This window comes from Endozoicomonas sp. GU-1 (assembly GCF_027366395.1).
Taxonomy (GTDB): domain Bacteria; phylum Pseudomonadota; class Gammaproteobacteria; order Pseudomonadales; family Endozoicomonadaceae; genus Endozoicomonas.
The window spans coordinates 4639141-4654290 of the sequence record NZ_CP114771.1 but is presented as its reverse complement, the minus strand read 5'-3'; the positions used below and the strand labels follow the sequence as shown (position 1 = coordinate 4654290).

Here is a 15150-nt window from a genome sequence, read left to right as displayed (position 1 = left end):
AAAGTTTCTGATTCATTTTTTTATTTAAGGGTTCGTGTTGCAGGCGTCGTATTATTTTTAAAAAATCAGGGTCAGGTCTTTTATTGTGCAAATAGCTCTTCTTATCAGCAAAAACGACAATGGTTATTCATAATTAAAGACCTGACCACGACTTCCTCGATTTCCTTATATTGTCTTGATAGTGTCTTCTATCTGGCTGTTGCTGAGTGCTTTTTATACGCTTCCTGTTTGGTATGAATGTGAAATTCTTACAATGATCAATACTATCATTTAAAAAATGAACAAATGTCGTACTCTCTTCACTTTTTAAAAAGTGGGTGTCCTTTTATTGTCTTATATTGTCTTACACGTGCTGGATACGCTGTTTCCCCACTTGCTGTTAGCTGATGTGTGCCGATATCCATACCAGCTGATAAGAAACGGATTCAGAAACATGCCGGGAAAAATCACTGTTGGAGGTCAACAGTCACTTATAGCGCCGCCTTCGAAACAAGACGCTGAGCTACAGGCCAAAGGAGGTCAGCGTTTTCGAGTCGCCGGGCGGTTACGCTTGATCACTTCCTTCTCTTCTTCAATTTCAAAACCAGGGAAAGCCGTTAAACAAAACGTCGATAAATTGAGTACACAACAACTGGGCAAAAAAATAGGACTGCGCCGCTCTAATGCATTGCGTTACTCCAGATTGCCATCAATACACAAACGTTCTGCACCAGGGTCAATCAACACGGCTGCTCGCCCATTCCAAAAAGCAGTCAGTCAAATAGCTGAAAAATTTGCCAGTAAGGGTACAGTACCAAAAGAGTTGATAACAACTCAGCGCAATGCCATTGAAAAAGTCACCATTGGCGGTGATGAGATATTTGGCTCCTTTGGTTCAGTGATTCGTGGTGCCAAAGAGGAAGTATTGATCCAGACTTTTTCCTGGGAGCCCAATTCACCCGGGGTTCAGGAACATATCATTCCGGCTATACAGGCATTACAGGCTGAAGCGAAACGTCACCCTGATTCTTTTTCCTTACCATTGAAAATTCGAATTCTGGTCAATCAGGCCAGAGGCCCGGCAGCCAAATTTATGAAACGTAAAAAAGGCAATCGTGCGCCAACGATAGAAAATTTACTGCCTAATCTGGGTAACATTGATAAGAACCTGCTGAATATCAAAGGAGGCGTCCACGTTAATAAACTGACTGATGGACTGCACAGCAAGACAGTTATTGCAGATGGTCAGCGTGTTGCCATTACCGGTGCTAATGTCCAGAAGCGCAATCATGCCACTGATGAACGAAGTGGATTGGCAGCTTACGATACGGGCGCTGTTTTGCGAGGGGAAGTCGGTTTGTCACTTCGAGCAGGCTTTGAACATAACTGGGAAAGAAGCCTTGATGCTCAGGATCAACCCAACAAAAAACTTCGAAGGTTAAGTGTGAGCCCTGACTTTGACAATGACTCAACGCTCACTGAGACACCCATAACAGTACTGACTCGAAAAGCCAATATAGACCCTTTCAACAGATCACTTGCCAGCCCACAGGCACAGGGCTTTTTGACAGCAATTCAAAAAGCAAAGAACCGTATTTCCATTCAGTCGCCCAACCTGAATAATCCGGTTCTGATCAAAGCGTTAGTCGCCGCAGCCCAGCGCGGGGTGAAGGTCGAGCTGTTATTGTCCAAGCGTTTCAATGAGCAGCGTGAAAGCGCGCTGGGCGCTGGTGGTACCAATGCAAAAGCGGTTAAAAAGCTGAAGTCACTCTCCAAAAACAGTTCAAACCTGGATATTCGCTGGTATGTTGCCCCCGGGGGGAATGAGCCGGTCGAGGAGAACCGATTAGGCGATGGCGCCAGTCATGCTAAGTTTGCCAGCTTTGATGACCATATGGTGGTGATTGGCTCTGCGAATCAGGACAATCAAAGCTGGTACTATGCGGATGAAACCTCACTCGCAATCGCTGGAAGGGACAATACAGTCTACGTTCGTGATCGTCTGTTTCAGCCAGCTTTTGACCGAAGTGTTGCTGCCGATTAGCTCCGCAGCCCTTTACTGGTTCTGAGCAAGTACATCGCCCACATCGCCATTCCAACCACCGCAAGGATCACCACAAAAATGCCCAACCGACAGAAAACAAATAAACCTGGATAATTTTTCCGTGGACTCTTTTAGTACTTACTATGTTATGCTGAGCTATGAACTGATGCTGGAGATCGACCTGTGTGATCTCCCTGAAGAGCAACATTGTGATTACCACTGGTTTACCGTTGATGAGCTGTTGTCATCTAACCAGGTTCATCAACATACGAAAGATTATTTTCGATAAGTTGTGGGGTATGAGCTATGAGCTTTTAGCTGTTAGTTAGTTCTCATCCAAAAACTCTGGCCCTTGGGCCACATAGCCTACAGGGATTTGACGTGCTCTGAATTTACAGGAAAGTCACATCAACCCCGCTGTAGCCCCCGAAAACTGGTCGAAAAAGGCGTCAAAAAAAACTTGATTTTGCCCTCCAAACCCTGCCGTGCCCGGGTTGTAGAGTTTTTGGACGGGAAGTAGTTATGCAACCATATCTTCGCCAGTAGCTTTATGATGAATGGTAGCAACATTCGAGCGCTGCAAAGCATCCTCGGTCATTCCGACATCAAGATGACCATGAAGTACGCCAAATTCAGCAAAGAACATTTAAACGACGCCATCAGAACAAATCCATAAAGCAAAATGGGGTCTTTTTGGATACCTCGGCAAATTGGAATAAATGAGTAGAATAAAAGGATGGGAAATCAAGGAGTTAGAAAAGATAAATGGCGGTGAGGGAGGGATTCGAACCCTCGGTACGCGATTAACGTACACACACTTTCCAGGCGTGCTCCTTCAGCCACTCGGACACCTCACCATTTGCTCAAAACGTTTATCGCCCTGAACAGGTGGCGTACTTTATATCACCTTCCGCACAAAGGCAAAAAGAATATATACCTACCGACAAGAAAATTACCGAAAGCGATTCAGACCGGACATTTTTCCGGACACGATAGCCTATTTACTGAAACTCCAGAGCCAGCTGCACCGGTCTATGCCGCTGGAGCATCTGGTATTCACTACATTTTATGGTTTGCAGGCCTGGTATCCTTGCTCAGTTGTAGGCACCCGCTGAGTAGGTCAACTCATAGCTGTGGCTGTAGATTTCCAGGATGTTGCCAAACGGGTCTTCCATGTAGATCATGCGGTATGGTTTTTCACCCGGGTAGTAGAACCGTGGTTTTGCCATACGCCGCTTTCCACCTGCGGCCACAATCTTTTCTGCCAGGCCTTCGACATCAGGATCCTGTACGCAGAAGTGGAAAATGCCGGTTTTCCAGTATTCGAAGTTATTTTCAGGGTTTTCCTGGTTTTTAAATTCGAAGATCTCAACACCGATCTTGTCACCTGTGGATAAGTGAGCAATGCGGAAGTGCTGCCATCCGGCACCAAACACATCGGTGCACATTTCACCAATTGCACTATCGTCTTCTACAATCGTGGTGGGCTCCATAATCAGGTACCAGCCCAGCACTTCGGTGTAAAACTGAACGGCCTTGTCCAAATCCGGAACAGAAATACCGATATGAGAAAAGGTTCTTGGGTATACTTGGTCTGTCATTGTCTTCTACCTCAACAGCAATGGCATCATTTTAGAAGCTAGCTCCGACAACAAAAAATTATCATTTTTGATCCTATTGATAACCTTCCGTTATGGTAAATCCCCTCTGGCTAAAGACCTTTATTACCCTGGTTGAGCAGAAACATTTCACTCGTACCGCCGGCTTGCTGCACATGACGCAGCCGGGCGTCAGCCAGCATATCCGCAAACTGGAAGCGTATTACCAGGCCACGTTGATTAACCGCAATGAAAAAGGCTTTGAACTGACACCCGAAGGAGAAAAGGTACTTCGTTTTGCCAGGAATCTGGTCGCCAGCGAAGAACAGTTGAAAGAGTCCCTGAAAGAGGACAACCCTTATGAAGGGATCTGCCGGCTCAGCAGTCCGGGAGCGCTGGCCATGAGGCTTTACCCTCAGCTATGTGCCCTGCAGCAGCAATATCCACAACTGCTGATGCAGTATGAGGTGGCTCCAAACCACAGGATCTCGTCAGATCTGCTGAGCAATACCATAGATATTGGCCTGATTACCCATCAGAGTGATGAACCGGAACTGATTACCTGCCCTATCGACCAGGAGCGACTGCTGCTGGTAGTGCCCGCTCATTTTCGTCATGCTGGCTATCGTGAACTATGCCAACTGGGTGTCATTATGCACCCCGATGCCAGCCATCATATCTCCTCGGTGCTTAGATCAAACTATGCTCAATTCCGGCATCTTTCTGAGTTGCCGGTAAAAGGGGCGGTTAATCAGATCAACCTGATTCTCGAGCCAGTCGCAGCCGGTAATGGCTTTACCGTTTTGCCAGAGTCCATGGTGGAGGCTTTTCATCAGCAACAGGCGATCAGCATCCTGAACATGACCACTGCCGTCTATGAAACCATTTACCTGGCTCATAAGCGGCATCGCCTCTTGGCAAGCCGCTACCGGTTTATTCTGAATGCGCTATTCCCGAACCAACTGTGATTCGGGAATGGCAGGAGATTGTTGAATCTGCCTTTCACCACCCCGATTGATATTTTCCTGAAACCTGATGTCAAAGGACTGATCAGATCTTCAGGAGCACCGATATGCCGCCAGTTCAATACCAGTCTAAGAACCTTAATCACCTTGGCCTGGTTGCCGCCATGTGCCGGGAGCTAAAGATAGCCGAATATTTCGATGCACGCATAACCAATGACTCTGATGCACGCAATGTCACCATTGGACAGGCTGTGGTCGCAATGATCATCAATGGGCTGGGCTTTACAGGGCAGACCCTCTATCTGGTCCCTGAGTTTTTTGAGGACAAGCCGATTGATCGCCTCATTGGGGAAGGCATCCAGGCAGAACACTTAAACGACAAAATACTTGGCCGGGCTCTCGACAGTCTTTATGAAGTTGGCGTCAGTGACTTATACCTGAATCTTGCCATTAAGGTCGTCAACCATCTAAAGCTGCCCTGCAAGGCATTAAACCTGGACGGCACCAGCCTTCATACAGACGGTGTCTATAACAGTAATGAAAACCCTGATGACTTGAACTGCATCCATATCTGCCGCGGCTATAGCCGTGATCACCGGCCTGACCTGAATCAGGTTGTCTTGCAGTTAATCACCGAAAATGAGGCGGGTATCCCTGTGTTTATGGCACCTGCGAGTGGTAATGTAAACGACAAAACTTGCTTTCAGGAAATTATCAAAAATCATTTGTCGTGTTTTAAGGCAGCTTTGAATAACCGTTATCTGGTCGCAGATGCAGCCATGTACGTTGCTGAAACCCTCCAGTTGCTTGATAAGCAAAAACAGCTGTTTATCTCCCGGGTGCCGCTGAATATCAAGGATGCCAAGGAGCTGGTCGGCAAAGCGCCTGCGATGGCACTGGAGCCTGTTGAAGGCTATGAGGATTATTCTTTTACTGAAGTACCTGCCTGTTATGGTGATGTTCGACAACGATGGTTCTTGTTTCTCAATAAAAAGCGAAGGCTCAGTGAACAGAAAACGCTAACCAGAAAGATGCAGAAACAGTCACTGAAAGAAGCCCGCGATCTGGAAAAGTTGGGTAAAAAGGCTTTTCTGTGCCGGGACGATGCATTGGAGGCTTTTGCCTTGTGGCAGAAACAATCGAAACTCTGTCAAAGTGAAACGGAACCTGAGGTTATCTGTAAACCCTGCTATCCGGGCAAAGGGCGTCCATCGTCAGATAGTAAGCCTGATCACTTCGAATATTTTGTACAGAGCACATGCTTTGTTTCCTGCGAGAAAGAGAGAATTCGCTGGCCTCACTGGGTTGCTTTATCTTGGGCACCAATGATTTGGACCAAAAGGGTTTGAATACCCACAAGGGCATAAATGCCGCTGAGCTGTTGTCTACCTACAAGTCACAACAGAAGGTTGAAGGTGGCTTTCGATTCCTGAAGAGCCCGGACTTTCTGGTTTCCTCACTCTACCTGAAGAAAGCGGAACGAATTGAGGCCCTGTTAATGGTGATGACACTGTGTCTGATGGTCTATGCTGCTATCCAACACAGAATAAGGTATGAATTGAAGAAGCAGAGCCGTGTATTCTTAAACCAGAAAAAAAAGCCCTGCCAGAATCCAACGGCGAGATGGGTGTTTTTCTGTTTTCAAGGGGTTAGTGTATTAACGGTCAATAATCAGGAACAACGTGTGGTCGGTTTGAAGGAAAGACAATGGACGATCATTCAAGTTTTAGGCATTTTATATGAGTCGGTATATTCCTGATTGGGGTGGTGAAAGGCGGTTGAATGTAGTACCAGCAGGCCACCAGCTGACTGAAATTTCAACTGCGGCAATGTGGGGAGAAATACGCAATCTATGGCGTATCTTCTGACCGGAACTGCTGCTCATAGTCTGGCCAGGAATAATCAGGATTCTCCTGCTCCAGCCTCGCCAGTTCAGCTTCAAGAGATGGTAGCTCCCCTTCAGGCGAAGACATGTCAATGCCCAGTTCTGAAAGCTTGGACTCCAGCACAGAAAAGTCCGGCGTAGTCGGGAGTTCATCTTCATCCGCAACGCTGGAGTCTTCAGTGGGAAAATAAGTCTGGTGCAGGCTGTCAGTGGCCTGGGCAAATGCCGGACCGGGCCTTGCCTCCAGTGAAGCCAGATCCGGTGAGCTATGGTTGTGATGATGGGCATCAGGCTGTTCTGTATTGTCAGGAGTCCGGTCAGCAGCTGCATCCGTTTCGGCCTGTGGATAACGTTCCGCGTCATCTGAGACCGGGTTATCCACAATGGGCGGGATTACCGGCTCTTCCTTGACGGCTTCTGCCGTGCCCGGCTGTTCAGTGGTGTCGGCGGAAGAAGAGGCCTCTGCGGTCTCAGATGCAGACTCTTGCACAGAGGGCTCAGCCTCCTGAGGGGCAGTCATGTCATCAACCGACGCAACGGCTGGCGGTGCCTCCGCCTCAAGTGCCAATAACTCTTCTGCTTCCAGTGGCTCCAGGTCGGCTGTTTCCAGAGTTTTGGTGGGTAATTCTTTCTTGACCCGAACCCCCAGAGCCAGAAACTGATCCGCCTGGGCAATCAGGTTTCCACGACCGTGCTTCAGTGTGCCCATGGCATCGTCGTAAGTGGTGCGGGCATTTCCCAACTGGATATCCAGCTTTTCCATCTTCTCAACAAAAACACGAAGTTTGTCGTACACCTGGCGGCCTTTATCAGCCAGCTTGCGGGTGTTGGCATTTTGCCGCTCAATGGTCCACAGGTTGGCAACGGTGCGCAGGGTGGCCAGCAGGGTAGTGGGTGTGACAACCACGATGCGTTTCTCAAAGGCATCATTAAACAACTTCTGGTCATACTGGAATGCCGAAATAAATGCCGGCTCTACCGGCATGAACATAAAGACAAAATCAGGGGCCTTTATTTCCGGCAGGCTCGGGTAGTCTTTCTGGTTAAGGCTGTTGATATGGTTGCGGATGCTCTGGATATGGCGGGCCATGGCAGCATCACGGTCAGCATCGGTCTCAGCGTTGACATACGCCATGTAGTCCACCAGCGACACCTTGGAGTCGATAATCAGATGTTTGCCTTCAGGCAGGTGAACAATAAAGTCAGGCCGCTTGTTCTGGCCTTCTTCATCCCTGAAGTTGGGTTCCCGCTGGTATTCCTGCCCCTTGATCAGGCCACTGCTGTCAAGAATGGTCTCAACCTGCATTTCACCCCAGTTGCCCTGGAGTTTCTTGTCACCCTTAAGCGCCTTTGCCAGGTTCTCGGCATCGTCGGTCATCTTGCGGTTGAGCTGATGCATGGTTTCCAGCTGCTGTTTCAAGGCCGCCCGGCTGGCACTGTCTTCCCGGTGAGCCTGTTCAACCTTGTTACGGAATTCACCCAGCTGCTCCCTGAACGGTGCCAGCAGTGAATGCAGCTGCTCATGGTGCTGATCAGAGAGCACTTTTCCCCTGGCTTCAAAGATTTCGTGGGCCAGGTGTTTGAACTCCTGCTTGAGGGCTTCCTTGTTTTCCTGAAGCTGCATCAGGGCTTTCTGATTCTGCGCCTGTTGTTCTTCAAGGCGGGTTTCCAGTTCCTTTACCCGCTGCTCAGCCTGGCTCCGGCCAGAGCGCTCAGCAGCCAGTTCTTTTACCCGATCCTGAAGATCCCTGTTTTTTTCTGCTTCACGCTTGCGCTCTGAAATCAGCATGGCCTCCAGTCGCCCGACCTTCACCTGATGCTGATGGGCCAGCTCGTTGAGACGTGACGTCTCCTGGTGCAGAAGGGCTTTGCCAGCGTCCAGCTGTTCCTGCATGACCACGCTCTGTTCCGTCAGCTCGTCCTGCAGATCGGCTTTCTGGTCTGTCAGCTGGGCAATCTGCAGATGCTGGGCATCCACCTCCCGTTCCATTTGCAATCGAAGGCTGTGCTGGGTCTGTCGGCAGACGAACCACGCCATTGCAAACGACAGCAGTGAAGCTAGAGCAACTACGACGAGGGCAGTAAGCGTCATGAAACAATCTCTCTGGAATTACACTGAATGACTTTTTGACAGGTTCATCGAGATAAAAGTTCAGGTCAATAGTAAAAAATCTTGCTAAAGACCTGACTTGCAGCATTTATAGCTGAAAAAATGGCTGCAACAGCCGTGGAACCAGACCTTTGAAGCGGAGAGGGCCGTCCGTTGCAATCAGGCAGATACAGCCTTCGTGGGTATCAGCAACCGGCTGATGGGTGATATCCGGGTCAACATCCGCCACATCGCCCACAGAGAACCGACCCAGTTCATCGCTGTAGGAGCCCTTAAGGACCAGGGTGAGTTCAGAGCCACTGTGGCCGTGGGACGGCATAAAGGTGCCCGGGGAAATTTTCAGCAGTCGCAATTTGCCCTGAGAAGCTGGCAGAACAAACTGCTTCATGCCCGGAGCCATGGTACGCCAGTGGAGATCACTGAACCATTGGCCAATCATTGGACGCAGAGGAGCCGGAATATCGCCGTCAGGTTGATCGTCTGGTGTTGTCCGGGTCTCAAAATATGCCTCGTCGACCGGTTCATCCAACATGGCCAGCATCGAATCCCGGGAGCTTTTGGATATGGATTCCACCGGTTCCTGCTCCATCAGCCCAAGGCCGATCAGCTCAGCGTCTGCAACCTTGTCATGACAGTGGTCACAAACCGCCAGATGACAAGCAACGACCATGGACAGTGCGTCCGGCAGGCTGCAGGCACCGTAGCTGAGCAGGGTACTGTCATCGGGGTGGTGATTGCAGTTCATGACCCACCTCCAATGCGAACCCGTAATTTATCAAATGCGAGCCTGAGGCCAGACTTGACACTGCCAATGGGCATGTCCATATCTTCGGCGATTTCTCGATGGGATTTTCCTTCGTAATACACTTTATAAACCAATTGAGCCTGTTGCTGAGGCAGGGCACCCAGAGCATCTTTTAATCGCCCTGAATCACAGGCCGCCATGCTGGGTGTGTAACCTGCCTCGGGATAACTGTTCAGCGGGGAGAGCATGTCAGGCTTCTCTTTACGAAGCCGATCAATCCATAGATTTCTCGCGATACGAAAAATCCATGTGGACGCTGTTGCTTTTGCCGGATCATAGCTGGAAGTCTTGCGCCATACCGATAACAGAGTTTCCTGAACCAGTTCTTCAGCCAGTTCTTCATTCGCCCCTTTCCTGACCAGAAAGCTTTTCAGCCGCGGGGCGAAGTAGTCGTAAATCTGCATAAACAGCTGTTTATCGCGACTTTTCGCCAGATCAACAAGAGCGTGCCTGAAGTCCTGCTTTTGCGCTACCTGATCAGGTTTGAATTCCATAGAGGTTTCAACAAGCCAAAGATGTGCCATAATTCTTTAAATTTCTTATACATAAGTGGTTATACGTAAAAAGTGCTAACAAGGATCTTTTACGATGAATACAGCCACTGTCCTGCATAATACTTCTATTAAACGTCCTGCGTAGCATTTCCTCAACAGAAAATAGCGGTTTCTCTGAGGATCTGCTTCATTAATGCTTGACGCTAATATCTCCACCAATTTGGGTGATACCCAGGTTTGGTAACAGCTTAGGAATTGTCTTTTAATATGTTCCCGATTTCCGTTCACCCTGAGTGCTGAGCTTGTCGAAGTATCGAAGGGTCGTGCCACCGAACTTCGATAGTTCGACAAGCTCAGCACTCAGTCCGAACCGAGTCAGGCAATGAAAATAGGGAAGTTATTTCCAGACAACTCATTAGTTGCGGGAAAAATACTGAACAGAGAGATACATTCAACTCCCCGGGGTCCGTGGATCGAATGGGGAAGTTTCTCTCTACCTCATCTGAGAGGTAGAGAGAAATTGATTGAACAGCTAAGTTCACTCAAATCCAGGAGACTGACCGAGAATAGAATGCTCTACACCACAACGGCTCCTGCACCCATGCACATCAGACGTACTACAGCAATTGAGGGAGACGCAGGTTTTTAGGCTCAGGTTTATTACTCTCCACCCAGTCAATCAAACCACTCTGGCTATTTACCTCTGGTAAATCTGTGACCGTTTTCACCCATAAGATACCCACCTCTCTTGCATATATCTGGCTGGTCAATCTTCGTGAGGAAGTTCCATGTTTGCTCTCTGTATGAAGGGCCAGCGGATTTATTCCACTGGTGCCCAAAGACTCTGAATCTGATACGACGTCAGAATCCAGCGCACCACCATCAGGCACCACACTATCAGTGACATCTGGCACCTCAAAATAACGCCGCGTTCCGTCCTGCTGCAACATATTCAGCACGGCTTCCGACTGCCTCCTCAAATCAATCCCGAAGGGGATACCAAAACCGGCTTCTGCGGATGTCGCTTCTTCAGTGCTCGCACCCAGAGCTTTGAGCACTGGTGCGACCAGGGTAAAACCAATATTTTCCAGGTTGCTATGGCTATCCCCTCCTGAACCATGGGCGAAACTGACTGTATTTTGTCTGTCCAGATTTTCATTTAAAGACCAGCGTGCCTCATAAAAGGGATTCCCTTGCTTTAAGCCCTCAGGCATCCGGAGATTTGCCCCCAGAGGGCTGTAGTATCGTGCACGAGGGCTACGCAGGTAAATTTGACGATGGCCCTCAGGCAAGATGCTATCAAGTCTTACCTGAAAGCTGGCACCGTTAAAATCGCTCTGGTCAGGAGCAAAGGCGTACACCTGCACCAGCTTGATCTTTGTCGGGCAGTGATTGCCGCAATTATAAGCTTCCATCATTCTTTCCTGGACATCGAAAGGCAGAGATTTAAAAGGAATATCTGTACTGGTGACAAGGGATTTGATCTTCTCAGATGAAGGCTTGATGCCCACACCGGCGGTAGAGTAACTGTTATGAGATATGATCGTGTTGGTGAAGTTCAACGCATTGGCAAATGACGCCAGGCTATCGCCATTGGCACGAACAGGTCTGGTCATCACAGGCCCTGCATGCAGAAGAGTACTTTGCCTGACCGGAGTATGTGCAACTGGTGGCTGGAGGACGTTTTGGCTGCCCGGCACTCTGGCCTGTGATGCAGCAAATTGGCCTAACAGTGCGGACATATTGGCTGTTGCCGCTGCAAACCCCTCGTTTGAAACGGTTCCCTTCTTGCCGAATTCATCCATCTCTTTTTAAACGCAGCGACCCCTTTTTGCAGCAAAACCTCCGGTTGCGGCTCAGCTGGAGTCACCTGCCCCTGGCCCCCACCTGATTCAATGAGACTTAACCGTCTATTCAAATGGCCAAGTCTGGTTGACAAACCTGACCGAAAAGGTCTGAGTGCGTCATCAGTGAGCCTGCCAATCATCTGTGTTGCTTTTTCCAGATTACTTCTCGCCGTGGTAATAAGTTCATCTTTAGCAGAGGAATTCGGGTTACTGGTTAAAGCTTCAATTGGTGCTTCTGCAACATCCAGCACTTTACTGATGTTATCTACTTCGGGGTGATCCTGATTACCACTTACAGTCTGAGCGCTGGCAGCAGTGGGTTGACCGCTGCTTGCCCCTCCTCCCTGAAGCTTATCCAGTCTGCTGAGCAAAGACGAACACATACTTTGCAATCGTTCACGTTCATCACGAAGATCCCTCCCAGTCAACTCTTGAATTATTTTTTCACTGATCTGATGCAGATTCGCCTGAACTTCATCCATGTGAGTTTGATTAAGAGGAATTCCATTAACGGCTTCACGATTTTTTTCTTGACCGCTTAACCGGACTTCAGCCTCGCTAATTAATTTCTCAATGTGCGCAATCACCTTCTCAGCATCCCCCCGGGCAGAAGGTTGCATTTTTGCAGCGGCTGCCGATGCAGCGGCTGCCGATGCAGCGGCTGCCGGCGCAGCAGCTACGGAGTCTTCAAATTTACTCAACCTCTCCCTCAAATTACTCAGCCTGGCAAAACAATTATCCGTACCCTCTTTCAGAGAGAGTGACTCAACAACCAGCAATGCTGCTTTGGCCTGTTCAACGTGATGCGACTTAGGACTACCGCTAACGTCAAATTCCATCACTGTTATGATATTTTCAGCTCTCTCAAGCTGAGCGATTAAATGATTTTGTTGGACGTTTTTCTGAATTTCAGAAAAACTTTGTTTTAGAATACTGGACTCCTTAATCAATTGATTTCGCTGATCTCCAGAAGGCATCTTTCTGACAATTGCATCAAGTGAGTCACATTTGGCAGAAAAAGAACTAACTTCCGCTGGTAATTGTTGATACTGAAAACCCTCAAGGTCACTTTTCAGGCCTGCCAGGATTTCGGTAGCAGTAACCACTGAAGACCACTGACGGATACTGATATTTAATTCGCTCAATTGCTCCTTGAGTTCTTCCTTATGGCGTCCGGACTCTGGAGAACTGAGCTTGCCAATCTGATCATCCAACGCTTTAACTTTCCGTTCCAGCGCCTTTATTTCAGTTTTATTGTCTGATTTTGGCTCATTCTGTGCCAACGTCTGTTTCAGCCCATCTATCTGGCCATGGAACTCAATGATCCTGACACCCTCTTGCATGGCTAACTGTTGTTGCTGGAGGCCAGCAAGATTGGCTTTAGCCTGATTGAATTGTTCCTGTAGATTCAACGGCAAGTTAATACCAAGTCGCGCTATGTCTGTTTGAACCAAACTTAATTGGTACTGGAATTGTTGACTTTGAAAATCCTGCGTTACTCCCTGCTGTAAAAAAACAATTTGAGTGTTCAACTCCGCTAACCTCTTTTCAGCTTGAACTGCATCGTAGTTCGGTGGCGCTGAGGGTGTCATTGTCGGAGCATTCCCAGAAGGTAACAATGGTTTCCCCTCCATGGTAAACGCCGGATTTTCAGCAGGTGGCAAGCCTGGCTCATTTACTCCCTGACTCTCTTGCCCAAGGCTACCAATGGCAGAGCGGGCGGCATCCAGTTTCTGTTGATATTTGTTCATTTCACCAGCAAAGAACTTCATGTCAACAAAATGGGGCTTGTGGATTTTCCCATTCACTCTTACTTCTGTGCCATTCAAAAGATCACACAAACCTTTCGCGACCTCCAGATTATCGCCACTTCCCCCCTGATCAATCGCTTTCTCGCTTTCTTCTTTAACTTTTAGAAAAACATTCAATACGGCACTGGGTTTGCGATCCGTTAATCCTGCACGGCGCTCACAGTCAACGGGCAATCCATAGGCATTAAGGTCTCTAACAAGAGTATCTCTTTTCCAGCCTTCGCCATGATTACGTGCAGCCTGAGCACAAGTATCCAATGCGAGCTGCCTCATTCCCCCTTGCGTCATTTCCTTGAAAAAAATACTTAAATCATGCTTATCAACAGTTCTGCCATTAAAAACTACAGCTGTCGTATTTGAACCCCCACCCTCGCTAAGGCCTGGTATTTTATTGAAACCTGATACCTCTGGAGGCTGTGTCGGAAATGCCGGACTCTGGGTAGGAAATTGTGGTGTACTCATGAGAAATGCTCCTGGTTGAAATTTTTTCTGACGAGTTTGATTCTTCGGTCAAAGAAAAGTTCAATTATTTACTTAGATAGCTTTTTCATTTTAATCTTTTTTCATAGCAGGTCTTTTGATTGAATAGGCAGATGATCTTTTATTACAAACTCACACATTCATTCAATTGCAACCTGAAAGCCAAAAATCACAATCGCTTTTAGCTTTACACAATTAAGGTTTGAATTTGGCACGAAAGGCTAAGAATAAATCTGAATAATAAAACGCTTAGAGACTGTTGTAAAAGTTACTGACCATTAACTCAGGATAAAAAACTCAACGTCGTCTATAACTACAGTATCTGATTAGTTTAAGGAGGATAATTATGTATCCATCCGACCTGACCAATGACGAGTGGGCAATCCTCAAGCCTCTATTCCCTGACCCTGGCTATGATACTCCAAAAAATGGGCGACCACGCGACTGGAGTTATCGTCTGATATTGAATGCCATATTCTATCTCACTAAAACAGGCTGTCAGTGGCGAATGCTGCCTTCTGACTTTCCACCATGGAGTACTGTCTACACCTATTTTCGAATCTGGAAACAAGATGGCACATGGAAGAAGGTGCATGATGCTCTTCGTGACCAGGTGCGAATTCAGGCGGGCAAAGAGCCACAACCAACAGCAGCAAGCATTGACTCCCAATCCGTGAAAACCTCGGTAAAAGGGGGGGATCGAGGCTATGATGGCGGGAAGAAAATAAAAGGCAGAAAACGTCATATAGCTGTTGATACTCTTGGCCTGATTCTGGTGGTATGGGTACACGCAGCCGCATTTAGTGATAGTTTTGCAGGTCAATTCATACTGGCTCACCTTAAGAAATACTTTAAAAACATCCGGAAAGTCTGGGCTGATTGTGGCTACCGGGGTTACCTTGAAGAGTGGTTTTATCGCTTCAAACCCAAAAGGGAACTTGAAATCACAAAACGCCCACGGGGAAAGTTTGTCGTTCAAGCCAGGCGCTGGGTTGTGGAGAGAACCTTTGGCTGGTTTGAAGGATCCAGACGTTTATCTAAAGACTATGAACAGCTGCCAAGGAGTTCAGAAGCCTTCGTTTATATATGCATGATTCGCATAATGCTACGAAGGTTTAAGTAGTTTTAAAAC

At 48.0% G+C, this 15150-nt stretch carries 11 protein-coding genes, 1 tRNA gene and 1 pseudogene; 6 read left to right on the top strand and 7 right to left on the bottom strand.

The features are described 5' to 3' along the window. Positions 1-328 precede the first annotated feature (328 nt). The 3 genes from O3276_RS19240 to O3276_RS19230 all read left to right on the top strand — a co-directional run bounded on the left by O3276_RS19240 (position 329) and on the right by O3276_RS19230 (position 2699). Entirely contained in the window at positions 329-2023 is a 1695-nt protein-coding gene (locus tag O3276_RS19240) for a phospholipase D-like domain-containing protein (protein ID WP_269672762.1), read from the top strand. A 121-nt stretch (positions 2024-2144) separates the two neighbouring features. Then, positions 2145-2312 carry an NUDIX hydrolase gene (locus O3276_RS19235; RefSeq protein WP_269672761.1) on the top strand — a complete coding sequence of 56 codons (168 nt, stop codon included), beginning with the start codon at positions 2145-2147 and terminating at the stop codon, positions 2310-2312. Between the two features lie 261 nt (positions 2313-2573). After that, positions 2574-2699 carry a tyrosine-type recombinase/integrase gene (locus O3276_RS19230; protein WP_347710307.1) on the top strand — a complete coding sequence of 42 codons (126 nt, stop codon included), beginning with the start codon at positions 2574-2576 and terminating at the stop codon, positions 2697-2699. Positions 2700-2789: 90 nt separating this feature from the next. Here the strand turns inward: O3276_RS19230 and O3276_RS19225 are convergent. Next, positions 2790-2880, bottom strand: a tRNA-Ser gene (locus O3276_RS19225). A 237-nt stretch (positions 2881-3117) separates the two neighbouring features. After that, positions 3118-3624, bottom strand: a complete 507-nt coding sequence (locus O3276_RS19220; protein WP_269672760.1) for a lactoylglutathione lyase family protein — start codon at positions 3622-3624, stop codon at positions 3118-3120. 92 nt (positions 3625-3716) lie between these two features. Between O3276_RS19220 and O3276_RS19215 the strand changes: the two genes are divergently transcribed. Both O3276_RS19215 and O3276_RS19210 read left to right on the top strand, forming a co-directional pair. After that, the gene (locus tag O3276_RS19215; RefSeq protein ID WP_269672759.1) at positions 3717-4589 is read left to right on the top strand and encodes a LysR family transcriptional regulator; all 873 of its coding nucleotides are present in this window, start codon (positions 3717-3719) and stop codon (positions 4587-4589) included. A 104-nt stretch (positions 4590-4693) separates the two neighbouring features. Continuing rightward, a pseudogene (locus O3276_RS19210) lies at positions 4694-6345 on the top strand (IS1634 family transposase). A gap of 91 nt (positions 6346-6436) precedes the next feature. Here O3276_RS19210 and rmuC read toward each other — a convergent pair. The 5 genes from rmuC to O3276_RS19180 form a co-directional block, all read right to left on the bottom strand. After that, positions 6437-8563, bottom strand: coding sequence for a DNA recombination protein RmuC (gene rmuC / locus O3276_RS19200; protein WP_269672758.1), 2127 nt, complete (start codon positions 8561-8563; stop codon positions 6437-6439). Between the two features lie 106 nt (positions 8564-8669). Beyond that, positions 8670-9326: a ChrR family anti-sigma-E factor gene (locus O3276_RS19195; RefSeq protein WP_269672757.1), complete on the bottom strand. Its 657-nt coding sequence runs from the start codon at positions 9324-9326 to the stop codon at positions 8670-8672. Beyond that, positions 9323-9880 carry a sigma-70 family RNA polymerase sigma factor gene (locus O3276_RS19190; protein WP_269672756.1) on the bottom strand — a complete coding sequence of 186 codons (558 nt, stop codon included), beginning with the start codon at positions 9878-9880 and terminating at the stop codon, positions 9323-9325. Before O3276_RS19190 ends, O3276_RS19195 begins: the two co-directional genes overlap by 4 nt. 617 nt (positions 9881-10497) lie before the next feature. Further along, positions 10498-11496: a hypothetical protein gene (locus O3276_RS19185; RefSeq protein WP_269672755.1), complete on the bottom strand. Its 999-nt coding sequence runs from the start codon at positions 11494-11496 to the stop codon at positions 10498-10500. Positions 11497-11606: 110 nt separating this feature from the next. Next, positions 11607-13796: a hypothetical protein gene (locus O3276_RS19180; protein WP_269672754.1), complete on the bottom strand. Its 2190-nt coding sequence runs from the start codon at positions 13794-13796 to the stop codon at positions 11607-11609. Positions 13797-14364: 568 nt separating this feature from the next. Between O3276_RS19180 and O3276_RS19175 the strand changes: the two genes are divergently transcribed. Beyond that, positions 14365-15141 (top strand): IS5 family transposase, encoded by a 777-nt coding sequence (locus tag O3276_RS19175; RefSeq protein WP_269671653.1) that lies wholly within the window; start codon positions 14365-14367, stop codon positions 15139-15141. Positions 15142-15150: the final 9 nt, after the last annotated feature.

Coding starts and splice junctions, on each gene's coding strand:
- O3276_RS19230 (WP_347710307.1), top strand. CDS start 2,574: ATGATGAATGGTAGCAACATTCGAGCGCTGCAAAGCATCCTCGGTCAT.
- O3276_RS19220 (WP_269672760.1), bottom strand. CDS start 3,624: ATGACAGACCAAGTATACCCAAGAACCTTTTCTCATATCGGTATTTCT.
- O3276_RS19215 (WP_269672759.1), top strand. CDS start 3,717: ATGGTAAATCCCCTCTGGCTAAAGACCTTTATTACCCTGGTTGAGCAG.
- rmuC (WP_269672758.1), bottom strand. CDS start 8,563: ATGACGCTTACTGCCCTCGTCGTAGTTGCTCTAGCTTCACTGCTGTCG.
- O3276_RS19195 (WP_269672757.1), bottom strand. CDS start 9,326: ATGAACTGCAATCACCACCCCGATGACAGTACCCTGCTCAGCTACGGT.
- O3276_RS19190 (WP_269672756.1), bottom strand. CDS start 9,880: ATGGAATTCAAACCTGATCAGGTAGCGCAAAAGCAGGACTTCAGGCAC.
- O3276_RS19185 (WP_269672755.1), bottom strand. CDS start 11,496: ATGACCAGACCTGTTCGTGCCAATGGCGATAGCCTGGCGTCATTTGCC.
- O3276_RS19175 (WP_269671653.1), top strand. CDS start 14,365: ATGTATCCATCCGACCTGACCAATGACGAGTGGGCAATCCTCAAGCCT.